Origin of the sequence: Bacillus sp. N447-1, from assembly GCF_022701035.1 — a bacterium.
GTDB lineage: Bacteria > Bacillota > Bacilli > Bacillales > Bacillaceae_G > Bacillus_A > Bacillus_A cereus.
The window spans coordinates 226948-252795 of record NZ_CP065509.1 but is presented as its reverse complement, the minus strand read 5'-3'; the positions used below and the strand labels follow the sequence as shown (position 1 = coordinate 252795).

Sequence of the window (25848 nt, the reverse complement as noted above, 5' to 3'; positions counted from 1 at the left end):
CTTAATTAACTATCAATTTAGCAAACATTCGAAATGAAATCAATCTATTTATTTAATTTTCTAACAATAAAAACATATCACTAACAACGAATTGAAAACGCAAACAAAAAAATATTGACTTTTCTTTTTAATTATCTGAAAATTATAACAAGATTTCACATCACGGAATACATTCCATAATACGGAAAAACATCAAACGTTATTCTATCAACTACGAAAGTGAGGAAAACAATGGCGCAAGTAAGCAATACAAACAATGAATTAAAACGTACGATGAAAAGTAGACACTTATTCATGATTGCACTCGGTGGTGTGATTGGAACCGGGTTATTTAACGGATCTGGCTTTATTATAAGTCAGGCTGGACCTGGTGGATCCGTACTTGCCTTTATTGCTGGTGGATTATTAATGTATTTCGTTATGCTATGTCTTGGTGAACTTGCTGTAGCCATGCCTGTTTCAGGTTCTTTTCAGGAATATGCTACTAAATTCATCAATCCTGCAACTGGCTTTACAATCGGATGGTTGTATTGGTTAAGCTGGGCGAATACGACCGGTCTTGAATTTACAACTGCCGGTATTACAATGCAGCGCTGGTTTCCTGATATTCCTGTTTGGGTTTGGTGTTTAATATTTGGCGTTACCATCTTCACTATTAACGCATTATCTGCTCGTAGTTATGCAGAAACAGAATTTTGGTTTTCAAGTATAAAAGTATCTGCCATTATAGCTTTTATAATTCTTGGTGGCGCCGCTATGTTCGGTTTTATTGATTTAAAAGGCGATGAACCAGCTCCACTTCTTTCAAATTTCGTAAATCATGGTGGTTTATTTCCGAATGGACTTGCAGCTATTCTATTAACAATGGTTACAGTCAATTATTCCTTCCAAGGTACAGAGCTTGTCGGAATCGCAGCAGGTGAAAGTGAAGATCCAGCAAAAACTTTACCTCGTTCTATTAGAAATATTATATGGCGCACAATGTTTTTCTTCGTCTTAGCAATCTTTGTTCTTGTTGCTTTAATTCCTTGGGAAGAAGCTGGATTAACAAAGAGTCCATTCGTTGCTGTTTTTGATAATATCGGTATTCCATATGCAGCTGATATTATGAACTTTGTTATTCTTACTGCTGTTCTTTCTGTCGCAAACTCAGGACTATACGCTGCTACTCGAATGCTTTGGTCTTTATCAAAAAACGAAATGGCTCCAGCATTTTTAAAGAAATTATCATCACGTGGGATTCCTCTCAACGCTTTAATCATGACAATAGCTATTTCTGCTTTTTCTCTTTTGACAAGTGTAGTAGCTGCTGAAACTGTTTACTTGTGGCTCATTTCAATTTCCGGAGTCATTACCATTATTGTTTGGATGTCAATTTGTGTTTCTCAATTCTTTTTCCGCAAACATTATTTAGCAGACGGCGGAAAATTAGAAGACTTAAAATTTAAAACGCCACTTTATCCACTCGTACCAATTCTTGGTTTTGGATTGTATGGCATTATATTAATCAGTCTTATTTTTATCCCAGAACAACGACTTGGAATCTATTGCACTGTCCCATTTATCATCTTTTGCTACACTTACTATCACTTTAAAGTTAAGAAAAGAAATTCTACTAACACTCATAGTGAAACTAAAATTAGCGAGACTTCGTAATATTTGACTATACATAAAAGACTACACATGGCGTTTCACTTCATGTGTGGTCTTTTTTTATCATTTTTATATGATTTCATCTGAATTTAATGAATATATCCCTTTCCTACAAAAGTAGTAGAGTGTTCATTTAAACACTTACTACCTCAGTGGGATTTATCACATTCCAATTTCAATATAATAGTAAATAGGAATATCGGATATAGATGTACATTACTAGGCTTATACATATTTCAACTTTAGAATTATATTCACTATTGAATTGGTAGTTACCAATAAAGAAAGAAAGAAAGGAATGATCATAATAATACAGAACATATACGAAACTCATTTACATGTAAGAAATTTAGAGAAGGCAATAAATTTCTATCAAAACAAGCTAGGATTAACGTTAGCAAGAAAACTCTCCAAAAGAAGAGTGGCTTTCTTTTGGGTCGGAGAAAATAAACAACAAATGCTTGGACTATGGGAAGTACATAACATTGAAGACTTTGAGCCGAGACATTTTGCTTTTGGTGTAAATTTAGAGTTTTTAATGACTTCTAAAGCGTGGCTAGAGGAACGTGGAATAGCAGTGATAGGAAGTCAAGGAAAAGGAAATCAAAAGCCAATTGTCCAAAGGTGGATGCCTGCTGCAAGTGTATACTTTCTAGATTGTGATGGAAACAAATTAGAATTCATTTCTATGTTACATGAGAATCCAGATGAATTAGAATATGCGTCCTATTTAAGTGTATGGAATGCGGAACACCAAGAAAAATGAATGGAATTTTCGTTCAAGTCTTTTCTTATTTTTGGATATAATGTTGTACGATCCCCCCTTTTACTATGAATTTGTTAACATAATGCATTTACTGTCATCTTATATTTGTACTTACGTACGAGCAATTCCTAATCTGCTTCAATTACAATTTGAATTATGTAAATTTTCCTCTTATCTGGTCTGGCATCTACTCTTTAAACACAAACTCCCCTTAAATCGAAAATGATTAAGGGGAGTTTTATATACGATGCAATTATAGTTCAGATTTCACTCGAACAGAAACATTATTTTTAATTATATTTTTGACATCTTTAAAGCTAACAAAATTGTTACTTTTCTCATCCCAAAGACGGAAACGTAGTGATTGTAAGCTTGTAGCAAGCGTAATCGTTGGTACATTTTTTAACGGAAGCGTATTATTGTGTGCCTCTTCTAGTTTATAGTTAGGTACCCTTGGGCTTAAATGGTGAACATGATGGAATCCAATATTACCAGTTAAGAATTGCAAAATTTTAGGAAGCTTATAAAAAGAACTTCCTTCCACTGCCGCTTTCACATATTCCCAATCTTTATCCTCTTCAAAATAAGAATCTTCAAATGTGTGCTGTACGTAAAACAGCCAAATCCCTACTGAACCTGCTATTAAGAATATAGTACCATGTACTAACAGAAACGATTGCCACCCAATTGCCCAGCAAAGTATAGCTACTACAGCAACAATTATAATATTCGTCAAATAAGTATTCATACGTTCTTTCTGCCTTGCACCTTTTCGGTTAAATCTATTTTTAAGCAAGAAAACATAAATCGGACCTAATCCAAACATAACGAATGGATTGCGATATAAGCGATATGCTAAACGAAGTCTAAATGGTGCAGCTACATATTCATCAACTGTAAGCGTCCAAATATCCCCTGTACCCCTCTTATCCAAATTACCACTCGTAGCGTGGTGAATAGAATGTTCATGCCCCCACTGATCAAATGGGAATAATGTTAAAACACCCATACACGTTCCAACTATTCTATTTGCACGTCGACTTTTAAAGAACGAATAATGGGTGCAATCATGAAAAATAATGAAAATTCTTGTCATAAATCCAGCGGCTAACAGTGCTGGAACTAATGTTAACCAATAAGAAACTGACAAACTTTTATAAGCAAGGTACCATAAAATAATAAATGGCACGATTGTGTTGATCAGTTGCCAAACACTTTTTTTAATCGTTGATTTTTCAAAAGGAGCAACTTGTTTTTTTAAATTTTTAGTATTTTCTAAGGTCATTGTTCTAATTCCTTTCCTTTTTGTTGCTAATTCATATTATAGCATACTATTAGTATCAGGTGTTAAAAGTAGCTATAATAAATATTATATACTATGAAAATCTCTTTTTTCTTACTCATTACTTACAAATTACTTACGCCCAAAATAGCTTCTATAATTGGACAGGCGGAGTATTTTATTTATAAAAGAAACTTCGAATTTTTCCAATAAGTACATAAAAAAACAGCAAGTTTTTTCACAAGAAGAAAAAAGCTGCGATAAGTCAGTTTCACCGACTTATCGCAGCTCCTCTTCGTTTTACCTTATTTTATCGATGAAGCCACACTGCACCTGCAGACTTGTCTTCAGCTTGGCCTACCACTTCAAACTTCAGTCCTAGTTTCGGTAACTTACGTCCTGCATCAGGAATAATGCTGTTGATGTATTGCTTAGAATCATCAAATTTTGCCACTCCTGGTAATCCTTTATAATCGAAGATACCGCGAGTTGGTGAATTTACTTTCCATGCTGGTGTTTGATCAAATGAGAATGCCGCATCGGCAATTTGGTAACGCGTACTGCTCTTCACAGTAGGTTGTCCGTTTAATGTCCCTACAATTGCCTCTGGATGAGAATCTACTACTCCTAAGAACCCTTCACCTGGATGAACGCCTACCCAGTTATCTGTAAAGCTTTGATCCGCATACCATACAACCATTCCTGTATTAAATACTGGGCCACGTGCATGTTGTAACGCAGTGTCAGAACCAGCGTAATTTCTCCACTCTACATAGTAATTATGTTTTTTCTGTTCAAATCCGTTAGACACAGTAAAGCCTTTTAACGTCATTGCTGGCTGACCTTCTGCATCATCAGAGAAAACAACTTTTCCATCTACAGTTAATGCTGCATTATCTAACGCAAACCCTTTATAAGCTACTGCAATATCTGTTAAGTACTCAAATTGCAGTTTTACTTTTTTTCCTTTGAATTGGCTTAAATCGTATGATTTATCAACCCACTTACCATCAGTTGTATCCGCGCCGCCTTTTACATCTTTTTCGCCCATTCTATCAATGCGTGTCTTCGTTCCATCTTCTGCAATCGCATATACGTCAAGGAAATCATACTTCGCTTCAAGTTCGTAAAATGCCTTATAATCGAACTTAGCATCCTTTGCATTTGTTAAGTCAAATACTGGTGTCTCAAGTGTTGTATGAATGTCATTTCCTTTTGTACTGTAATAGAACTTCTTACCAAACGCTGATTCGATATTTTTTATATCTTTGTCCGGCAAGTTAACACGAACGATTCCAGGTCGTTTAGATTTTGTAGTACTTTGATCTACATATGTCGCAACACCGATTCCTTTGCTAAGTTTGTCATAATCTACTTCAAGGATATTCGCCCAGTTCCCCTTCATATTCTTTTGGAAAAATTCTTTATTTTGTGGTGAGAAACTCGTTGGCTCTGTTCCTGCAATTTTTCCAGCCCAGCTACCACCACTCATAATAGACCATGACTCAACAGGTTCACCTTGTCCTGAGTACTTTGTATCATATTCATCTGGTAAGCCTAAATCATGGCCATACTCATGTGCAAACACACCAACTGCCCCGTCTTCAGGCTCGATTGTATAATCATATGCAGCCATCTTTCCGCCCCAGTTCGAAACAGAAGATTTCGTGCCATCAATTGCATATGGTTTTGAACCTAGTTTTGAACGATGTGACCAAATCGCATCATCTTTCAATTTACCGCCGCCAGCTTCTTGACCAACGCCAGCATGTACAACCATTAAATGATCAATAATGCCATCTGGCTCATTTTTATTTCCATCACCATCTTGATCGTATTGATCAAATTGGTCATAGTCTGCTAAATTGATTCCTTTTGCTACCGCTGCTTTTAATGCTTCTTTCACAAAATCTTTTGGTCCTAAAGGCCCCTTGTTATCATGCCCAGTACCCGCATCAGCACCATAATCTGATGCTTTTCCTGGAACAGTAAGCCATTCTGTTACAGTCCCATCAACTGTGTAGCTACCACCAGATTGTTCTTCATAATATTGCTTAAATGTGTTAATCTTCGATCCATCAAATAAAGTAAATGGTTCATCACCAAATAACATTTTTTGATAATGTTCACGATTAAAGTCTTTAGAATACATGTATCCTGGCTCTTGATCAATATTGTTATGCTTAAAATCGCTAAATTCTACAAGTAAAACAAGTACTTTATCTTTTCGAACAGCTCCATTGTATTCTTCTTGCTTCGCTGATGTAGTAGGTACTTTTCCATTTAATTTCCCAGGGTTCAATGCTGCACCTTGTCCAGCTACTGGGCCTACTTCAGGCTGCTGCGCCTGTTCATTTTCCTTCATTTTTGCATCTTTTACTTTTTTCATAAAATCAGAAGCTTCTTGCGTAAGACTATCTCCTGTTAAAATTTCTTTCCCAGGGTTTTCCCCTTTCTTTTTCTCAACATATTTTTCGACAGCCTTTGACGTCTCAGCTTGCGATGCAGATTGATCAATTACCCCCCGTTGTTTTAGCGCTTCAGCCAAGCGCTCCTCCGGTATTAAGTGCTCATCTATTGGTAGAGATGATGTTGGTGTCTCAGCATGCGCTGCGTGACCTCCAAAAGCAAACGTACTACTTAGTACTGCTGCTGTTGTTAATACCGCTAATGGTTTTAATTTCTTTTTCTTTTTCAATGTATTTCCTCCCCAGTGTCTGCAAATTATCGTTTTTTGCCGATAACAACATAATATTCGTTATAATACGAATATTCAATCTTTTTCAACAAATAAAATGTTGAGAAATATTTTTTATGAAGGGTGAAATACATACGATAGAAAAACAAACTCACCTATAAATAACAGTGAACTTTTTAGTAAAAATAAGAATTAAATATTCTCTATACTATTTAATCTATGGGTTACCATATTACTCACTATTCTCATTATTACAAGCTAATAGTGGTTCGTACATCATTATAGCGTGATTCTCTGTTACATATTGATCTTCTATTAACTGTTTCTGTAGATTATATACTTTACGTTGAATCACATTATGTCGTATATAACCGCCCCAGTATGCAGGTTGAATTGAGTGTTCTTTCTCATACACTTCATATTGATAAAGTTGCGGATAGACTGTTCTCCATTCACCAACTAAATGTTCATCTGTCATATAAAGGTGAAGTTGATACGGTTGGTCCGTTTCATTTTTAATTTGTAAATCCAAATAGTTATAGGAACAAGTCGCCCCACTCCCAAACGGTTGAGTTCGCCTAGAATCAGGAAAGACATCAAAGCTATGACGATATCGTTCGGTTACTGTCAGTGGTGTATGTAAAGTCATCCAATATATTAAATTCGAAAGCTGACAAAGACCTCCTCCAATACCTGTTTGAAAAGATCCGTAGTGTAATACCATACCTTCTACATACCCTTTTTTCTTCGTTGGCTTACCTATTAAACGCCAGTAAGAAAATGTTTCTCCCGGTCTAATGACGATATCATTTAGTTTTTTAACAGCAATTTTCAAATTAACAACCTTATTCTGTTGATACCACATATCTACATCTTTAAGCTTACGAAGTAATATCGTTTGGTGCTGAATTGCTGTACAAGGTAGCTTTTCTTGTTGGAACCTTTTTGCATATGTTTTTCCGTCTGCTAACCACTGAATGTACCTCTTTGTAGAGTAATACCACTTCCCTAGCATAATGCGATACTTAGACCGCTGTTTAGGACGTAAGTGCACTATATTCATTTTATTCCCTCTCTCTTTCTTCAACTAAATTCTAATATATTTCTAATTCAATAAACTACAGTTTTCTTAGCTGCATAATAATTTTCGCAAAAAAAATAATAAATTTACTCTAGTGGAGATTTTATTTTGATGATTGCTTTATAATTATATAAAACTGCGCTGAAATACAATAAATTGAAATAAATACATTATAAATATAACGGATAACCTTAAATAAAAATAATGAAAATTAAAGAAATTCTAAAGTATTAATATATTTTTCGTAAATATTAATTGATAACACATTAGACTTTACTATATGTATAAATTCTCTATTCTACAAAACGAAATTTTTTAATGTAAGAAAAAATATAACTCCCCTTTCACATTTATACAAGTCTCATCTGGAAAACTTTCCAAAACAATCCGAACCCTTATATTTAGAATAAACACAAAAAATTGCCACCAGTTAGCTTAACTGGTTGGCAATTTTTTAACGAGAATGCTTTACAAATAGTTGAATTGCTTCTTCTGGTACATAGCACTTTCCATTACTCTCTACAATAATACTTCTTAATTCATGTCCTTTACCATTGATACGAATTATATTTTTGTTACCAAATAATTGTGCTTCTACTTTATTACGTTTTACTACGAGTAACGGGTTTGCTCCTTCGGTTTTGTCGGCTGTTACAGTTGCACCGATTTTCTTAAAGACTTGTTCACTCTCTAAAAATATTTTATTCGTTACTTCTTCTAAGTTAAAGCCCATCGCTTTCGCCATCGTCTTCGCAATGTCTGTATTTTGGATTAAGCCTTCTGGTTTTTGAGGTCCATAAGAATGTAAGAATACATCCTCACCTGTATGTCCTCCTGTCGTAAAGCCGATATTTGCACGATTAGCCAATAATGTAGTAAGAATTCGTCCTACATCCATTTTCTTTTTTGCCGCTTTTAATTTTTCTTTTTCATCATGAGTTAGATTATCCAAACCATATAGTTTAGCTACATCTTCTACATTTGATAAATCAGATTTCAGTTTATTTATAGTTCCTTCAAGTGTCATTTTCGCCTTTTTCAATGGATCAATGTATGCAGAAACCGGTGTAGTATTGTATCCTTTTGTCGTATTCCTATTCCCTATAGAGATGCCGCTGTTACCATGATCAGTTAAAGCGATGAGCATCGTATCCCCATCTTTCTTCGCAAATTGTAACGCCTTTGCTACCGCTTCATCAAATGCCAATATATCACTAATCATCCCAATTGGGTCATTAGCATGGGCTGCCCAATCAGGCTTACTACCTTCTATGAATAAAAAGAAGCCATCTTTATCTTTTGATAATGTTTGAATTGCTTTTTCTGTCATTTGAGAAAGTGTTGGTTGTTCTGGGTTTGTTGCTATACGATCCATATCAAACGCAAGAGCATGATGTGAGAAAGAGCCCCAAATTTTATTAGATTTGGAGTTCAATAACGCATCTTTCGTTTCAACGAAATCGTATCCTTTGTCTTGAATCACCTTCACTAAATTTTCACCATCTTTTCGGATTCCATTACTTTGCATAGGTAGCAGCGCTGCTTTTCCCCCGCCTAATACGACATCTATATTTTGATATACTTGCTGCTTCGCAATTACGTCAAATTGCTTGCGATTGACATGGTGAGCCGAGAATCCCGCCGGAGTAGCATGCTGAATTTCAGATGTAGCAACAATTCCAGTTGCACGACCAGTACGTTTTGCACCTTCTAATACGTTTGCGACCGGCCGTAACTTGTCCTCTTCTTTTATTGGCTCTAAGCTAGGCGAACTTACAATAGAAGGTAATACACCTACATATCCTGAATTTGATTTATTTCCAGTTGCTAATGCTGTTGCTGCTGGCGCTGAGTCTGTAATAGCTGATTCCGCCGAAAACGTACGAACTCCTCCTGTTACAATTTGATCTAACGTAAGCGGTGCCCCTTTATACCAGCGAGCCAATGTTGCCGCCGTTGAACTCGTTCCGTCCATAACCATTATAATTATATTTTTAGGCTGATGTTCTACTTTTTTCACCTTAGCTTTGGCCGCATGATAATTCATCATACTTTCCGTACTTAATACGCTTACTATTATAGCTGCCACTAATAGCAACTTTTTCATCTTCACACCATAATTCAACATGATTGTTCCTCCATAAACTTTGCATTCATTTTAAATACACACTATTTCCTTTTCCATACCAAAACCTACATATGTTTTATTAGTTCCCAATTCTCATAAAGCTAACAATAGTTACTTTCCCTTTCTTTCCTTTATTAAATATCGGTATGTATCATCTATCTTATAAAAAAGATTTAACATCCTTTTCATTAATTACTTGTTTAACAATAAATCCTCGATCAAAAGAAATAAAAATTTATTGTTAAACAATAAATTTCGTGTTAAATTAATAAGATATTAAATAAATGAGGTGCTTTTTATGAAACAAGGATCCACACTCTTTTTAAAGACCGTTGTGATTCTGATCGGAATCCCCGTTCTTGCTATGTGCATTTTTTTAGTCCCTAAAATAGGAGCTTTCGCTGCAGAATTATATCCAGATATTGCATATATTAAATATCTTGTATTTATCAATTTATATGCAACAGCAATACCTTATTACTTCGCACTGTACCAAACATTTAAGCTTTTAAACTATATTGATAAAAATAACGCATTCTCAGAGTTATCTGTTCAAGCTTTAAAAAATATTAAGTACAGCGCATTGGCAATTAGTGTATTATATGTATTAGGTATGCCACTTTTCTATCTCGTGGCAGAGAGAGATGACGCCCCTGGCATTATTATTATCGGAATGATTATGATTTTTGCTTCAATGGTAATCGCGGTCTTTGCTGCCGTTCTCCAAAGACTATTAAAAGATGCTATAGATATAAAATCAGAAAATGATTTAACGGTCTGAGGTGAATAATATGGCAATTATTATTAATATTGATGTAATGTTAGCAAAAAGAAAAATGAGTGTAACAGAGCTTTCGGAGAAGGTTGGAATTACAATGGCTAACCTTTCTATCTTGAAAAATGGAAAAGCAAAAGCAGTCCGTTTTTCAACTTTAGAAGCAATATGTAAAGCATTAGAATGCCAACCGGGGGATATTTTAGAATATCAACCTGAAGATACCGAGTAAAAAGAGTCCTTCATACGAGAAGGACTCTTTTTATTACACATTACGGTGCAAAACTAATTTGACCAGTAAACAATAGGATAATTGCTATGATCCAAAATATAAAAAATGATGCGGACAGTATTAATGAAAGAATAGCAATTCCCTTCTTCTCTGTTCTTTTCGTCATTGTGATTATTGAAAGTATGATACCTACACCTGTCAGGGCAATTGTAATATAATCTCCAACTATATTACCTGCATTGGCTATCCTTGTTGGCGTTATAAAAACGAATAGAAAACACAAAATGCCGATGAGTAAAGATACATAGCTTATTATACTGTACTTCTTTTTAGGAACTATTTCAGTTTTCATACTAACCCCACCCCTTCTATATAGCTATGAATTCATATTAACATGAATAACCATAATTTGGTTAAAATATAAAAAAGATAAAGTAGACGCTATCACTTTATCTTTCGGTTTATTTCTATCTAACAATTAACCTGGCTACTTCCTTAATAAAGATGGACGATCATTCTTTAACCTCTAGTAATTATTATATACAGAAAATAAAGTGAAACTTTAATCAGTGGAGGTTTTGTTCACCCTTCACTGATTATTAGTTGAACCAATCAGGCTACCCGTTAATGCGGAATAAAATGAAAGAGTTCTAAAAAATAAAGACTGTACCTTTAAAATGAAAGATTCAGTCTTTATTAATAACTTTTTTTATAAAGAAAACTCTCTATCACTCACTATCTTAAAAAACTCCGAGTAATGTGATAAAGAATAATCCGCTACATCACAATCACCTTGAAACATACATGTTGAAATACCTAATTCTTTTGCAGGTAATAAATCTAATTCTCTATTTCCAATAGCTAAATCAATATTGTATTTTTTATGCAGATGATTATAAGCTAAAGAGTTTGGCTTTCGAGGAAAGCCATCGTCAATTGTAACCATATCTACGAAGTATTTTTCCCAGCCGTAATATTTTAAAATGCCCATAACCCCTTCCCTATGTTTATGGGTCATAATCACATTTTTATTTGCAAATTTCAAAACCTCTTCGACACCTGCAAAAGGTTTCATATCTTTTGGCGTGAATTTCCCCTTCAAAACTTTAATCTTTTCTTCCTGCTCACATGAAATATTATAATACTGAATTGCATGAGAGTATGATATTTTTAAGTTTTTGTATATTTCTTGTTTTTCTACTGAATCACCTAATATTTCAGAAAGCATCATTGTATATGCAGGATACGTATCAAATAACGTCCCATCAAAATCCCATAAAATATTCATTCTATTCACCTTCTATTTTCAAATCATTCAATGACTAAATCCGCCCTATCCCTCGGCAATTCCGTTTTTAAGTAATAATCCTCTGCTTTCCAATACCTATTTTCAAACTTTGAAAGGTTTTTCTGCGTTTTTTCACTCTCACGTAGAAACCTTGTCTCTCTTGGACAGTCCAAATAGACCATATAATGAAAAAAATCTCTCCATTCTTTTCGCTGCAGAAAAACTCCTTCAATAACAATTACGCCTACAATAGGAATCTGTACTTTTTCCATTTCACATATATCTGTTTCTTCATGAAAGAAAGGTAATTTCAATTTTGTTTCATGTTGTAGCTTTTGAAAAAATTTCCGCCTTAGCCATTCAATGTCCCATTGTAAATAATAATGCTCATACCATTCTTCATATCCAGTATGATATCGTTTATTACGCTCCACTATATGATCATCAATATGGAAAATACGAAACGGAATGCCTTCTTGTTTCATATTTTCTTTTAAATTGGCTACGAATGTTGTTTTTCCAGATCGACTTAAACCATCTATACCTAAAATGAATCTATTTTCCCTATGCTTCTTCATAATCGTTATAAGTTCGTTTGTACTCATTACTTCTTCCACTCTTCTTTTAATAAAGAATATAAAATGGTATCATGAGCAACTCCATTTTGAATCATATGTTTTCGAAGTAATCCTTCTTCTTGAAATCCTGCTTTTATTAATAATTTTTGAGAAGCTTTATTTTCTACATATACAACCGCTGCGATTCTTATTAGTTGCAGTATTTCAAATCCGTAAGCTAAAATTGCTTGTAATGCTTCCAATGCATATCCTTGTCCCCAATATGTATCATCTAATTCATAACCAATTTCAGCTCGTTTATGATGATTATTAATTAAATGAAATCCGCACGTTCCGATTAATTGGCCCGTCCCTTTTTTCTCGACTCCCCAGCGAAATACACTGCCCTCTTCATAACGATTTTTGAACGTTTGAATCGTTGTTTTCGCTTGCTCAATATTTTGGAAAGAATCCATTCCGAAATAACGTATAACTGATTCTTTCGAAAAATATTGGAACATCGTTTCTGCATCTAATAGTGTAAGTTCTCTTAAGAATAAACGTTCTGTTTCTAGTTTCGGAAATCCCATCTCTCTTTCTCCCTCTATTCTAATGAACTGCAAATTTCAATATAATTTCCATCTGGATCAGCAATGTAGGCAATTGTTTGTCCCCACGGTTTTACAATTGGCTCCACTAAAATTTTAATACCTTGCTCTCTAAATTGCTCAATCGTTTCTTGTACATTCTCAACAACGAATCCTAACTCGAAATGAGAAGACTGTAATTCACCTTCTGTAAGCGGTAGTCCTGTTAATTCTTTCACATCTTGCCGCGTATTCATCGCTAAAATGGTAGTTCCAGTATTAAATTCAATATATGTGCCGTGCTCTGCTTTTATAGGTAACTGTAAAATATCTTTATAGAACTTTAAACATTCCTCAAACTTTTCTACATATAAAATGATGTACTTCATTTTCAAATTCATTTTACATCCCCCTTTGTATCTATCCCTAAAATTTCGACAAAAGTCTCATAAAACATTGTTCCTTGTAGTAATGAGCAAAAAAAATGAGGCCGATTTCTCGGCCCCCCAGCTTATTGGCATAAAACAGGAGATTTGGTTTGGACATAACCAGTTCGTACTTTTATTATATTTTATTTTTTCTGAATTTTAAATACATTAAACACCTATTTATATTGAGAAAGTTTTTTGCTTGCATAAAATTAAAGATTTTAAGAAATGATACAAATGGAGGTGTATACATATGGAACCAATGCTATGTCCAAGTTGTAAAACGAACCGTACTCGCTTTAATATTCTTGAGCAACAAGTAAAACCAGTCAAAATAAATCCACAAACTGGTCAAGTGGAAGAAGAATACACAAATGAAACGATGAATGCTTTTCATATGGCTTATCAAGGACCTACATACCGTGTCCAATGTGCTGTATGCGGACTTGTTGAAAACCCTGAACAATTTATTAAACCTGCGCAAAATCAGTCTTTCTAATAAAAATATGATTATCCCTTGTAGAAATAGATTTTTCTATAAGGGATTTTTTCGTTTAATACGTTAATTAAAAATGTATTTCTTCCTTATTATATGTTAAAATCCACACCATTTTAGTAATATTTACATAAGGGAGGTGAAACAAATGATTTTAAATAAAAAGATAATGCTTCCATCAACATTTCTACTATTAACTTGTCACATAATAAGCTTTTACTTTTGGATTTCCGATTGGAAGAAAATCTCGACTTCTTACGGTTTAGCTATATGGATACTTTCTACTGTTTGTAGTCTTTTACTTTATTTCCTTTACAAAAACAAAAATCTAATAAAGTGATATTCATTGCTAGTTCGTTATTATTAATTACTTCTTCATTTATGATTTTTTAGGTATTGTTACTGGTATTATCTTTGTAACTGTTAGTTCTATGCCTTAAATATATAATGTTTTATTATATAAAAATAGTTAACAAAATAGAATTACATAAAAATTAAAGAAGATAATATGTCATTGTTCATTGTCATCATTATCTTCTTCTAGGGTCTAATCTTTATTATAATATTTCACTTTTCAATTTCTTGATTTTCCAAAAAATCCTCATGAAGAAATAAGCATACATACAACCTACAAACCCTGTCATAACTTTCGCCCAAATTGGCACCCTTGATTCTGTTGAACTTAAAAATACGCTATACATTGAGGGTAATATAGTTATTGAAATCAATGCGAAAAATTGTAATAATTCCTTCATTTTTTGTACCTTCGTGTCCTTCTCTGAATATATGTCAGGTAACTCAATTCCCTTCTCTACTTCCTTACAAAAATAATTCCATCTTGTAAAACTTGTGACACGTTTCCAACCAGACATTTCATATATTTCAAAGTACTCCTGTTGTTTTTCTTTTGAATCCCTATAAACCAATCTAAAATCCGCTTTATATATTACATCTTTCGGTTCTGTTTTCTTAAACGTATACAACAAATTATATCTTTGTAACGCCCAACCTTTTTGATGCATTTTCCGTAAAAAAGCTTCTTCTTTTTCTAAACTCCATGCCATGAAAAATTTAAATACCTTCTTTGTCTCCATCTCTCATTCACTCCCCTAATATACTATTTCCATTCCTTACAGATCTCTGCAATCTGTTATACTCGAGCTCTAACACTTCTCTCCCAAACGGCGTTAACTCATAGCACTTCTTTCTGTCTGTAGAGGCAACTTCAACAATTAACTTCTCTTTTAGTAATTTCGTCGTATTTCCATATAAAGTACCAGGGCCGAGCTTTACTTCCCCATTTGTCATCTCTTCTACCATTTGCATAATTCCGTAGCCATGCAACGGCTTCACGAGTGACAATAATATGTAATATGTCGCCTCAGTTAACGGAATATATTTTTGCGCCTTCGCATTCATTATAACTACCTCCGATACATCGATATATGATATATCGATTCACGATACATCGTATATCGATATTGTATAATTATATTCCAAAATATGCAAGAGTAATTTAATAATTAAATATCCATTTCTTTGAATTAAAAAATCATACCAATTTTCTGAATAATTTGTTAAAATATAGAAATATTAGCTCTTTTATAATGAAAGGAATGGTACATATGATAAATAAATTGAAAGAAAACATCGGATCTGTGTTTGTTGGTAAAGAAAATGTTATTGATCTACTGCTCGTTTCACTTCTTGCTGATGGACATGTACTACTCGAAGACGTGCCTGGTACTGGGAAAACGTTACTGGCGAAAACCATTTCAAAAAGTATTGGTGGTAGTTTTTCTCGCGTTCAATTTACCCCTGATGTACTTCCAAGTGATGTAACAGGTATTGAATACTTCAACCCAAAAACAAGCGAATTCGAATTAAGAATTGGACCAGTTATGACAAACATTTTGCTAGCAGATGAAATTAACCGTGCAATGCCGAGAACGCAGTCGAGTTTGTTAGAAGCGATGGAAGAACGACAAGTGACGCTGGAGAAGCAGTCAACTCCTCTTCCGAAACCGTTCTTTGTTATTGCGACGCAAAACCCAATTGAATCACAAGGGACTTTCCCTCTTCCAGATGCACAGCTTGATCGCTTTTTAATGACGATTTCAATCGGTCATCCAACTCCTAAAGATGAGTTACAAATGATGCGACGTTTTCGGAACGATTTACCATTAGAAAGTGTCACATCTGTCATCTCATTAGAAGATATTTTAGAAGCTCAAAAACGAGTAAAAGAAATATTTGTTTCGGAACCGTTAGAACATTACATTATTAAACTTGCTCATGCTACAAGAAATCATGATTATATCGCTAACGGTGTAAGCCCACGTGCCACATTAGCTTTAGTACGTGCTGTTCAAGCTTTAGCCTTTTTACACGGGAGAGAATATTGCACACCAGAAGATATACAATTGTTAGTTCCTTCTGTTTGGAATCACCGTATCGTCTTATCAATGGAAGGTGCCCTGCGTACGACAAAGAATGATATTATGCAAAGTATTTTAAAAGAAGTTGACGTACCTGTGGAGATTGAACAAGCATGAATGGACAGCGTGTTGTAACTGTGCCTTTATTTTTTCAACTCCATATTATTCAACTAACCGTTCCAATCGCATTACTTTTCACATTCTTTTTCCCGCAACGAATGCTTATGTTTCTCTTTTTCTTCTATTATTTATTTGCGATTTTTATTTATAAATATGTCGCTTTCATAGAGAAGAAGTTTCAAATCATAAATGAGAAACAAACTACACGGATTTTTCCTGAGGAATCTGGACAGTTTTTTATTCATTTAAAAAATGGAGCCAGCATACCAATCGTTAATGGTGTTTGTTACTTTCATTTAAATTCGTCCCTTATACCGCATAAAGAGCAAGGCATTGAACAAATATCAAAAACGTTATTCTCTTTCCCATTTTCACAACTTGCACATTCGGCACAAAAATGGGGGTTAACATTAACCGCCACGAAGCGTGGCGTGTTTCAAATTGAACAATTTGAATGTGTATTAAAAGATCCATTTCATCTATTAACTGTACATTTACCTGTTTTTGATAAATTAAGGACTGAAATTATTGTGTATCCTTCTCCTAAAGAAGTAGCAGGTTTGCAAGAACTTCAGCAACTTTTGAATGGATCTTATCGAACGAATTTTTCTTTTTACAATGATGAAACATCTATTATCGGTGTAAAGCGATATGAGCGTGAGTCTTTCCGCTCTATTCATTGGAAGGCATCTGCTAAAATGCAACAATTACAGGCGAAGCAATATGAACCTGTAAAAAATTATAGTTGGACGATTTGTCTTTCTTTAGCTGCCGATCGTGGATTTGGTTGGAAAGATAATGTAGAAGAACTTATTTCATATGCAACATACATTTTCCAGTATGCAACGAAGCACCACATTCCGTTTGAATTGTTTATTAGTGTATTAGCAGAAGGCGGTGCATTACATGTACCGTTAAATGAAGGACAAACACAATATGCAAAAGCTTTAGAAGAATTAGCCCGTATTTCAGATGATAGTACGTTACTTCCGAAACAAGGATTCCTTCATTATGTAAAGAGAAAAAGAGAACGATCGTCTACAATGATATACATTGGTTTACAAAGAAATGAACTCCCTCTTCTCTCGCAGCCAACGTTTCTCATTACTAGTGAAGGGATGGTGGAACCAGTTGAAAACTTGGCTATATCACATTCATGATTTCATTCTGCTCCTTCTGCTTTCATTATTAACAGAAAGAGATGAACTAATTAGTATTGCAATATTTTTAACAACAGGCTATATTGGAGTATTTCTTATTCATAAATTTATGCAGAAAAAAACAACAGGATTTGTAATACTTTTAGTTCTTCAAATCGTTCTTTTCTCTTTATTTTTACCTTTTTCTCTATTTGGCACAATCATATTACCACTATTTTTCTTTATCGTACATGTGGTCGGACCTGGATATCCAGTTCAAAAATCTTTAGGTGGTATTGTATGGTTTGTCGTTTCAGCTATATTTTATGCACCCTTTCCACCGTTGTGGAAACTATTAATGTTAGCCTTGCATCTTATGATTACATTTTGGTTAACCGGGGCCAATCGCAAACAACAACTATTACGTTTTTCTTCTATCATTACGATTGGCTTAATGAGTATATTAATTGTTCAAGTATTTCCTTTCATTCGACTTATTTTTGGTTTTATAACGGAAGTAGTCGCATTAGGCTTCGGCTATGCTTTAATGCCATTAATTAAAGCAGCGGAATTAAAAGATACTGAAGATGTTTGGGCAAATAAAGGACATCTCTTAAAACCAAAAATTGAAGACGGAAAAAAAATTCCTGATTTTGATCCAATACTCATAAATAGCACTACAATAATAGTCTGTACAGCTATCGCTATTTACGTCGTTTGGAAAATAGTAAAAAAACGAAAACATTTAAGTTTACCAAATATGCCCGCCTTCGAATCTACTATCATTACTGATAAAGAAGGAATGAGCCAAAATCGTTTTAAACGAAATAAACCGCCACATAACGAAATTCGGAAGGAAATTTTTAAGCTAGAGAGTAAGTTAACCCCTCCTTTAAATAGAAAACGGGGAGAAACTGTTGAGGCTTGGCTAGAAAGAATAAACGATGAAGAAGATGTAAATATTCAAAGTGATATTATTATAGATACTTATAATACGGTGCGTTATTCAAATAGTGCAAACACTGTACTTCTACATGAATTTAAGGAAGAGATTCATAAGCTTTATGCATATCAAAAAAGTTTGAAGAAACGAAAGAAATAACGTAACAAAAAGACTCCTATATTCATAGGAGTCTTTTTGTACTTCTACGTTGCTTTTTAAATGGAAGCATTCTTCCCTGCTTCAATTTCTAATGACTCTTCATGCCACCAAAGTGTTTCTTCAGGGTCTTCTTTAGCGATTTGGTGTGCTTCTTTTTTCGTTTCTACTGTAGGATATGAACCTTTTAGCGCACGCCCTGAAGTTGTAACGAATAGTACACTAAATACAACTAATCCAATAATACTTACACCTGCTAAATAAAATGCCGGTGCGAGCGGGTTACCAGTTGCATGAACTAAGTATGAACATACAAGCGGTGTTGTTCCACCGAATATCGATACAGAAATATTAAATGAGATCGAAAGTGCTCGATAACGTACATCAGTGAAAAAGAGTGATGGTAATAATGAAGGTAATGTTCCTTCATATACACTTAAGAAGAAACCTAGTACGAAAATACCTGCAAATATAGCTGCAATATGTCCGTTACCTATTAGTAAAAATGCTGGAATTGCAAATACAGTTAAACCAAGTAAACCAATTTGCACAACGCGTTTATTACCAATTTTATCACTTAATTTACCGAAATATAGTGCTAGTGGAATCATAAGTGCCATCGTAATAGAAATAATTAATAAGCCTGTTGTTTCTTCGACTTTAAGTACTTGAGTTAGATAAGAAGGAATATACGAAAGAATCATATAATTTGTAATATTAAAGAAGGCGACAATTACTGTGCTTAATAAGAAGTCTTTTTTGTGATATTTAATAATATCCATGAATGAAAATTGTTCATTGTCTTCAGATTCCTCTTGTGCTTTTTCCATCTCTTCAAAGATTGGAGATTCATCTAGATGACGGCGTAAGTATAAACCGACCAAACCAATTGGTGCAGCTATTAAGAACGGAATACGCCATCCCCAGCTGAGCATTTGCTCATCTGTTAACAATAACGTCAAAATGGTAACAATTACCGATGCAGCAATGTAACCTGAGAGTGTTCCAATTTCAAGACCACTACCGAGTATACCACGCTTTTTATCTGGAGAAGATTCTGCGATATAAACCATTGCTCCTGAATATTCGCCGCCTGTAGAGAAGCCTTGAATCATTCGGGCAACTAAAAGTAGTATTGGTGCCCATACACCAATTTGTTCATAGGTTGGTAGTAATGCGATGAATAATGTAGAAAGTGCCATTAAAATAATAGTAGTACTTAACACGATTTTTCGGCCGTACTTATCTCCTATTCTACCAAAGAATACACCTCCGATTGGTCGAACGAGGAAGGCTGCTGCAAATGTACCGAATGTAAGTACAAGTTGCAATCCACTATTATCAACACCAGAGAAGAATAATTGACTTAAAATTACCGCTAAATACGCGTATAATCCGAAGTCAAACCACTCCATTGCGTTCCCTATACCAGTAGCAATTACTGCTTTCCTGGCTTGTTTAGGATTAACAATATTAACGTCTTGAGGTTCAAAATTTAAATCATTATTTTGTTGCATATAATAAAACAGCTCCTTATTTAATTTAACTTCTTTAAGCACACCTTCTCTTATTGAATAAAATTAATTCGAAGCACTTAAGGAAAAGCAACGTCTCCTTATCTGTTATTATTATTTCACATAATTAATTATTTGTCCAATTAAATGCTCTTTTATATAAAATTAAACCCTGTTTAACTTGTTATAGAATGACGTTCAGCTTATATAACACATACCTTTACACTACAAATGAAATTTTAATTTATTTATATCTATACGTTTCTGTAATTGCTTCCTTTAACCTAGAAATTAGTAACTTTTACTAAAGATTTGCATATATTTAAAAAGTGAACTCATTAGCTCGAATTTTGTCTTATTACATTCAAATATAGTATTATTATAGATTTAAAGGAGGGTGTTTTATGTTGGAAATAATACTTTTACTTGCTACTATTTCTTTTCTCTTCATTATTTCTGGATTTTTCATTACCTTAAAACAATATAAAGAAATAAAAATATAAAGACTATATTAACTACCAAAAAGAAAATGAGAAAACTACATCCGAAAACTCAATCCCTATGCAATTAGACCTGAGCGTTCTCAATAATTTACTGGCTTCTGGAATAAATAAAGGTACTAATTCAGGTAATGAAAATTCTAAGTCTGAGAAAACTAAATAGTCGTTACGTATTTAATAAAATATATATCTCCTATTTTATCTAATCTTATTAATAACTACCTCTGATTAAAAAGGAGACTACTTATGTGTAAAAATCCGATTTCTATTATTATTCGTATACAGCATAACATAAAAGTTTTACCTGAAATTTTGAAAGCCTGTGAACAACTACACCCTTTAGAAATCATCCTTACTATTAACGGATATATCGATGATTCCATTGATATTGCACAATCTTACAATTGTAAAATTATCACATTAGAAGAACCGTCAGAATTAAATAATTGTTATGTAATTGGTGCCACAAAAGCAAAGGGTAAGTACCTCTTATTTTTAGATGCAAATTACATTATCCAATCTTCCTTACTTACACAATTTCTTCAACCATTACTAGACGAATCAGCTGACATAGTATTAAACAATTTAGATGACTTTTTTTATCAAAAGCAAAAGCCAACTATAGAAATGATTTGGCAGCAGGTTACGAATCATTTTTTTCATCGTCCAGATTTACATGTTAACTCACTATTATTTCCTCCCTATGCAATAACAAAAGAGATTCTTGATGCAATTACTCCAGAAAGTTTATTAAATCCGATATTGGCACAAATGAAAATTATTAAAAATAAATTTCGCATTAGCAATCATTTTAAAATTTCTATACCGCAAATTCCCTCCTTCCCCTCAAAACAACTCATTCGTTATCACCTAGAAGCAATTGAAAATTGGGTAAATATATTACAAAATTCAAGAGGAAACTATACTGATAATAATCGAAGGCGAGATATTATTTTAGAACTTCAAAACGGCGAACAAAGAGCTATACCCAAAATAATTACAGGTAAAAAGTTTTATTCAAATACTTATGGAAATAAACAATTATCCATCATTATCCCTGTTCAAAATGAAGAAAAAACGATAGAATCTATCATTTTTGAGGTGCAGAAATTAAAACCTTTAGAAATCATCATTATTGTTAATGGATCAACAGATAAAACAGAGGAATTGGCGAAGAATTGCGGTGCAACAGTTATTACTTACAAAGAAGCACTCGGCATTGATACCGGACGTGCCGTTGGTGCATATTTTGCAAAAGGTGATATATTATTATTTATTGATGGTGATTTCTTAATTCCTAGTTCTGATTTATTACCATTTGTACAATCTGTTCAAAATGGAACCGATTTAGCTTTAAATAAATTAGAGCACTACTACATGTATCGTGTTCCTTATACTATCGTAACTGCATGTAAGCATGTTGTTAATTTAGCATGTAATCGAAAAGATTTAGGTATGGGCTCCACAACTGCTGTCCCTCATGCTTTTAGTCGAAAATGCATTGATACAATTGGGTTTGATTCTCTTCTTTCACCAACCTTAAGTCAAGTTAAAACAATTTTAGCAGGATTGCATGTACAAAATGTTCATTCTATCGACGTTGACAAGATAAATCGAGTTCGACCAGAAAAACACTTCTCGCAGGAAGGCTACCTTTCATTAGCAACGCAACAAATCATTGGTGATCATATAGAAGCAATTTCTTACCTCATTGAACAAAAAAGAAACACTGAATACTTTTAATTGTATATTCTTACCACCAAATAATATATGAATTCATTTTAAATATATAGCAAAATAAAAAAAGATGGTTGTAACCATCTTTTTTATTTTTACATTAGATCAAAAGAAAAGTAGCAGGCAGGCTTTTCATTTCTGTATCTTTCTTAAGAAGTTTGAAAATAGAGGCTTGTTAATGAAGAGTCAACACTTAAATCATCTTTTAGTGCAATTGAGAAACATGCAACTAATGGTAAAGTAATAACAATTGATCCACTAGGACTAATTACAATAGTAGGACTTGTCCCACATGTGCCTCCACAATCGACTACTGCATCAATTCCACTACCAGGGGTAATTGTAATTTTAAGACACACATCTAAACAAACATTATTCGTAGTACATGCCATAACTCTCCCTCCTTTCTTTTAACAATATATGCAGTTAATTAAATTCGGACACGACTCTCTTACTAAGTCTTATAAATTAGATGTTATTTTATTATTAACTGCATAGAAAATTAACGTTTTATTAAACTATCTAAATCAACTAAAAACTCAAATCATCCTTTACTGAAATAGAAACACATGCAATAAACGGTATTACATTAAAATTAGATAAACATTCATCATTGCACCTTACGAATATTTCTGCCCCACCATTTGGATTGACTTTAGTTTCTAAAGAAATATGAAAACAACTTTTATTGATGCAAGACAAGATATTCCTCCTTTCTTATATCTAATATCAATTTATCCAAAAATAAAAATACCGTTACAACTTTATTTACTCTTTACCTTCCATACTTAAAATAAAAAGATAAAAGCTTCTTCATATATATAAAGAAGCCTTTACCTTTAGTTACTTGTTCATTTACTATCAGTCAGTGAAACATGCTCTTCACTTGTACCTGAGCTAAAAATAATAAAAATTTTTGATTTTAGTTTCATTGCAATACTAAATATTGTCAAGTTGCATAAATGAAATGTTTAAGTTACTCATTCAATAGACAAATTTACCTTTTAAAATAAATCTTTAAAATCCTTATTCTTCAATAAATATGAAAGTCCTTCTAAATGATCCCCAGTAATTCTCAATACAGCTGGTGGATGTCCTATCGTCGCAAAATGCTCTTGTGGCCGAATACGATTTGGTTTCATTACATCTACAAAATGGACACATTCGACTTTATACCCTTCTAATATTGCCTTTACTTGTGCAACACACGCTGTGTGAAGAGTGTCCCAGCCAATTCCCTCTAAACATTTTCTACTAATAGCATGGGGAACAGCAATTGTAGATCCTACCCCTAAATCTTTACGGTTACAAGCAATATTCAACATATATTTATATAAACTTACAATATATAGAGGAAATCTAAGATTTAAATTTAAATCATTTAAAACCATATCAACACCATCCGCAACAGCTTGCGTTAACGGATGAAGATCTTTTGCTGGAATAGCAAAATCAGCATCAATAAAGAGAAGTATATCTCCTGTCGCTTCTTGTGCACCGATTGCCCGACCTATATCATGCCCTAATCTTTCTTCATAAACAATTACTGTTGCCCCTGATTGCTTAGCAATTGCTTCTGTTTGATCTGTTGACCCATTAATGACAACAATTATTTCTTTCGGTTCAATTTTTCTTGCCTCAAGAATAACTTCTTTAATCGTTGATTCTTCATTTTGTGCTGGTATAATAATTGATAACTGTTTTCCATTATAAATAGAGGAATTCATTCCCCATCCTTTATGGAAACGTGAATAATTCTTTTGGTTTTTTAACTGCTCTATAATTTCTCTTTTTCTTCCTCCATCTGTATAATTACCTCTATCATCTTTTCGTTGTAACCAACTCTCCAAAGCTTTTATATTTTCTTTAATCTCATATACTTCTAATTTAGTTAATCCATTTTTATAGAAAGAGGTTTTGTTTGCAGGCATATTATTCAAGGAGGTGTTAGTGATGGCTGACGAGGATTGTAGTCGCCACCCTTTCTCAATAAGAGTTACTTGGGACAGAATAGGATTCTGCAAGATATCATATCCAATGTCTTCAATTGCTTTTTTAGTAATAGCATATGGCATAGATAACATCGAATCATATTTTAAATCCATACGCCCCAATACATCGTTTACTATTTTTCTATACACCATAGCAATGCTTGGCCATTCTACTCTCATCTTTTCAAAACAAAACGAGTCTATATTATTTAAAATTACATCCTGTTCCTTTTTTAGTAGCGGTTCTATAAATCGTTCTAATTCTACCGAAAAAATAACATCTTCTCCATTTAAAAATAAGACTACATCACCATTGGCGACTTTTGCCCCATGAACTGGTGCTTTCCATTTACTTTTCTCCTCAATCACAACAACGTTATTTTCAACAAATGTTGGTATAGATTGTATCGCACTCATTCTATCATCAGCTACAATAATAATTTCTAGTGGTTTTATATGCTGCACTTTATTTAAAATTTGATTCAATTTTGATTTTTCTTCTCCTAAAACTATAACAACTGATAGGTCCACTTCTTTTTGTTCTTCTTTTACAGTCTGATTAGGTTTTACTTTTTTTATATATTCAATTGTTTCACTCTTCCCTACAGCTGCATGCCCTGCTTTTTTATCAAAATATAAGTCAATTATAATTTGATTTACTTCCGTGTCTTTATCAAGTTGCTCTAATTCGGAAATAAATGGTAGCAAATGATTTTGCACATCAAATTCACACGCGAAATTTTGCAAAAAATAAATATTCGGTACATATTTAATGTGATTAAAAAATTTCACAACATTAATTCTTTCGCCAAATTTCTCTTCAACTTCTTCTCTTGATAAATTTGGATAAGACAAATCGAAAACTAGATTTATTGGTACAGGTATCCATTTTAATAAATTTGTTTGAGGATTATTAATGAAAGCTGTGGAGCCCTTAACGAATCCAGCTAAAATTAAAGACATAAATCCTCCCCCAGAGCTGCCATAAAACAACACATTTTTCGAATCAACTTTTAACTTTACAAATACTATTTCTAAAATATTTGCTATATCTTGTAAATAAAATCTATTTAACTCTCCCTGTCCCCAACCTAAAGATAATTTTCCAAGATATAACGTAGGGTCATTATAATATATAACAGTATCTTCAAATTCATCCATCCAAGAATGTCGATGAAAAATAGGTGGACCAATTGGCTGTTCTTGAAACCCACCTGCTCCGGATCCAAAAACAATAGTGTTAGAAGCATCGGGCTTAATACGAATTAAAAATTCATACGTTACTTTATCCCAATCAACCTTGAGTATAAATGGTTCTGTAATTTGAAAATCCATTTGC

The 25848-nt window shown here is 33.5% G+C and carries 23 protein-coding genes and 3 pseudogenes; 11 read left to right on the top strand and 15 right to left on the bottom strand.

Annotated elements, in window-relative coordinates; genetic code table 11:
* Positions 1–231: 231 nt before the first annotated feature.
* Both IQ781_RS01185 and IQ781_RS01180 read left to right on the top strand, forming a co-directional pair.
* Positions 232–1656 (top strand): amino acid permease, encoded by a 1425-nt coding sequence (locus tag IQ781_RS01185; protein WP_000079991.1) that lies wholly within the window; start codon positions 232–234, stop codon positions 1654–1656.
* A gap of 304 nt (positions 1657–1960) precedes the next feature.
* Positions 1961–2419: a VOC family protein gene (locus IQ781_RS01180; RefSeq protein ID WP_065382385.1), complete on the top strand. Its 459-nt coding sequence runs from the start codon at positions 1961–1963 to the stop codon at positions 2417–2419.
* Positions 2420–2672: 253 nt separating this feature from the next.
* Here the strand turns inward: IQ781_RS01180 and desA are convergent, their stop codons facing one another.
* The 4 genes from desA to IQ781_RS01160 all read right to left on the bottom strand — a co-directional run bounded on the left by desA (position 2673) and on the right by IQ781_RS01160 (position 9608).
* Positions 2673–3704, bottom strand: a complete 1032-nt coding sequence (desA, locus tag IQ781_RS01175) for a Delta(5) desaturase DesA (protein WP_000171504.1) — start codon at positions 3702–3704, stop codon at positions 2673–2675.
* Between the two features lie 307 nt (positions 3705–4011).
* Complete coding sequence (locus IQ781_RS01170; RefSeq protein WP_000727440.1) at positions 4012–6399, bottom strand: immune inhibitor A domain-containing protein; 2388 nt, start codon at positions 6397–6399, stop codon at positions 4012–4014.
* Between the two features lie 232 nt (positions 6400–6631).
* Complete coding sequence (locus IQ781_RS01165; RefSeq protein ID WP_001028241.1) at positions 6632–7462, bottom strand: VanW family protein; 831 nt, start codon at positions 7460–7462, stop codon at positions 6632–6634.
* A 472-nt stretch (positions 7463–7934) separates the two neighbouring features.
* Positions 7935–9608 carry an alkaline phosphatase gene (locus IQ781_RS01160; RefSeq protein ID WP_000935916.1) on the bottom strand — a complete coding sequence of 558 codons (1674 nt, stop codon included), beginning with the start codon at positions 9606–9608 and terminating at the stop codon, positions 7935–7937.
* Positions 9609–9906: 298 nt separating this feature from the next.
* Between IQ781_RS01160 and IQ781_RS01155 the strand changes: the two genes are divergently transcribed.
* The gene (locus tag IQ781_RS01155) at positions 9907–10389 is read left to right on the top strand and encodes a DUF2975 domain-containing protein (RefSeq protein WP_000809113.1); all 483 of its coding nucleotides are present in this window, start codon (positions 9907–9909) and stop codon (positions 10387–10389) included.
* 10 nt (positions 10390–10399) lie between these two features.
* Positions 10400–10615 (top strand): helix-turn-helix domain-containing protein, encoded by a 216-nt coding sequence (locus IQ781_RS01150; protein WP_000974619.1) that lies wholly within the window; start codon positions 10400–10402, stop codon positions 10613–10615.
* A gap of 40 nt (positions 10616–10655) precedes the next feature.
* On the opposite strand, the gene IQ781_RS01145 is transcribed toward IQ781_RS01150, so the two are convergent.
* The 5 genes from IQ781_RS01145 to IQ781_RS01125 form a co-directional block, all read right to left on the bottom strand.
* Positions 10656–10967 carry a hypothetical protein gene (locus IQ781_RS01145; RefSeq protein WP_063220882.1) on the bottom strand — a complete coding sequence of 104 codons (312 nt, stop codon included), beginning with the start codon at positions 10965–10967 and terminating at the stop codon, positions 10656–10658.
* A gap of 357 nt (positions 10968–11324) precedes the next feature.
* Complete coding sequence (locus IQ781_RS01140; protein ID WP_063220881.1) at positions 11325–11903, bottom strand: HAD hydrolase-like protein; 579 nt, start codon at positions 11901–11903, stop codon at positions 11325–11327.
* A 23-nt stretch (positions 11904–11926) separates the two neighbouring features.
* Complete coding sequence (locus IQ781_RS01135; RefSeq protein WP_000106113.1) at positions 11927–12508, bottom strand: kinase; 582 nt, start codon at positions 12506–12508, stop codon at positions 11927–11929.
* Positions 12508–13050 (bottom strand): GNAT family N-acetyltransferase, encoded by a 543-nt coding sequence (locus IQ781_RS01130; protein ID WP_063220880.1) that lies wholly within the window; start codon positions 13048–13050, stop codon positions 12508–12510. The genes IQ781_RS01135 and IQ781_RS01130 overlap by 1 nt, the downstream gene beginning before the upstream one ends.
* 14 nt (positions 13051–13064) lie before the next feature.
* Positions 13065–13448: a glyoxalase/bleomycin resistance/dioxygenase family protein gene (locus IQ781_RS01125; RefSeq protein ID WP_001049849.1), complete on the bottom strand. Its 384-nt coding sequence runs from the start codon at positions 13446–13448 to the stop codon at positions 13065–13067.
* Between the two features lie 280 nt (positions 13449–13728).
* Between IQ781_RS01125 and IQ781_RS01120 the strand changes: the two genes are divergently transcribed.
* Positions 13729–13974: a hypothetical protein gene (locus IQ781_RS01120; RefSeq protein ID WP_000433602.1), complete on the top strand. Its 246-nt coding sequence runs from the start codon at positions 13729–13731 to the stop codon at positions 13972–13974.
* 145 nt (positions 13975–14119) lie between these two features.
* Positions 14120–14411, top strand: a pseudogene (locus IQ781_RS01115) (hypothetical protein).
* Positions 14412–14528: 117 nt separating this feature from the next.
* On the opposite strand, the gene IQ781_RS01110 reads toward IQ781_RS01115, so the two are convergent.
* Together IQ781_RS01110 and IQ781_RS01105 are read right to left on the bottom strand one after the other, a co-directional pair.
* Positions 14529–15065 (bottom strand): DUF2812 domain-containing protein, encoded by a 537-nt coding sequence (locus IQ781_RS01110; RefSeq protein ID WP_000448416.1) that lies wholly within the window; start codon positions 15063–15065, stop codon positions 14529–14531.
* A gap of 7 nt (positions 15066–15072) precedes the next feature.
* Positions 15073–15390, bottom strand: a complete 318-nt coding sequence (locus IQ781_RS01105) for a PadR family transcriptional regulator (protein ID WP_000991882.1) — start codon at positions 15388–15390, stop codon at positions 15073–15075.
* A 206-nt stretch (positions 15391–15596) separates the two neighbouring features.
* On the opposite strand from IQ781_RS01105, the gene IQ781_RS01100 reads away from it, so the two are divergent.
* From IQ781_RS01100 to IQ781_RS01090, 3 genes are read left to right on the top strand one after another with little or no spacing between them, the layout of a single operon-like run.
* Positions 15597–16526, top strand: a complete 930-nt coding sequence (locus IQ781_RS01100) for an AAA family ATPase (RefSeq protein ID WP_000608783.1) — start codon at positions 15597–15599, stop codon at positions 16524–16526.
* Positions 16523–17689: a DUF58 domain-containing protein gene (locus IQ781_RS01095; RefSeq protein ID WP_001014395.1), complete on the top strand. Its 1167-nt coding sequence runs from the start codon at positions 16523–16525 to the stop codon at positions 17687–17689. The genes IQ781_RS01100 and IQ781_RS01095 overlap by 4 nt, the downstream gene beginning before the upstream one ends.
* Entirely contained in the window at positions 17661–18770 is a 1110-nt protein-coding gene (locus IQ781_RS01090; RefSeq protein ID WP_000860489.1) for a DUF4018 domain-containing protein, read from the top strand. Before IQ781_RS01095 ends, IQ781_RS01090 begins: the two co-directional genes overlap by 29 nt.
* Before the next feature lie 56 nt (positions 18771–18826).
* Here the strand turns inward: IQ781_RS01090 and IQ781_RS01085 are convergent, their stop codons facing one another.
* Positions 18827–20284 (bottom strand): MFS transporter, encoded by a 1458-nt coding sequence (locus IQ781_RS01085; RefSeq protein ID WP_001186926.1) that lies wholly within the window; start codon positions 20282–20284, stop codon positions 18827–18829.
* A gap of 401 nt (positions 20285–20685) precedes the next feature.
* On the opposite strand from IQ781_RS01085, the pseudogene IQ781_RS01080 reads away from it, so the two are divergent.
* Together IQ781_RS01080 and IQ781_RS01075 are read left to right on the top strand one after the other, a co-directional pair.
* Positions 20686–20944: pseudogene (locus IQ781_RS01080) on the top strand (hypothetical protein).
* Positions 20945–21027: 83 nt separating this feature from the next.
* Positions 21028–22524, top strand: coding sequence for a glycosyltransferase (locus IQ781_RS01075; protein WP_000335242.1), 1497 nt, complete (start codon positions 21028–21030; stop codon positions 22522–22524).
* Positions 22525–22667: 143 nt separating this feature from the next.
* Here IQ781_RS01075 and IQ781_RS01070 read toward each other — a convergent pair whose 3' ends face one another.
* From IQ781_RS01070 to IQ781_RS01060, 3 genes and pseudogenes are all read right to left on the bottom strand, one after another.
* Positions 22668–22910: a hypothetical protein gene (locus IQ781_RS01070; RefSeq protein ID WP_000752474.1), complete on the bottom strand. Its 243-nt coding sequence runs from the start codon at positions 22908–22910 to the stop codon at positions 22668–22670.
* Between the two features lie 110 nt (positions 22911–23020).
* A pseudogene (locus tag IQ781_RS01065) lies at positions 23021–23220 on the bottom strand (hypothetical protein).
* 302 nt (positions 23221–23522) lie between these two features.
* Positions 23523–25844 (bottom strand): glycosyltransferase, encoded by a 2322-nt coding sequence (locus tag IQ781_RS01060; protein WP_002025986.1) that lies wholly within the window; start codon positions 25842–25844, stop codon positions 23523–23525.
* Positions 25845–25848 lie beyond the last annotated feature (4 nt).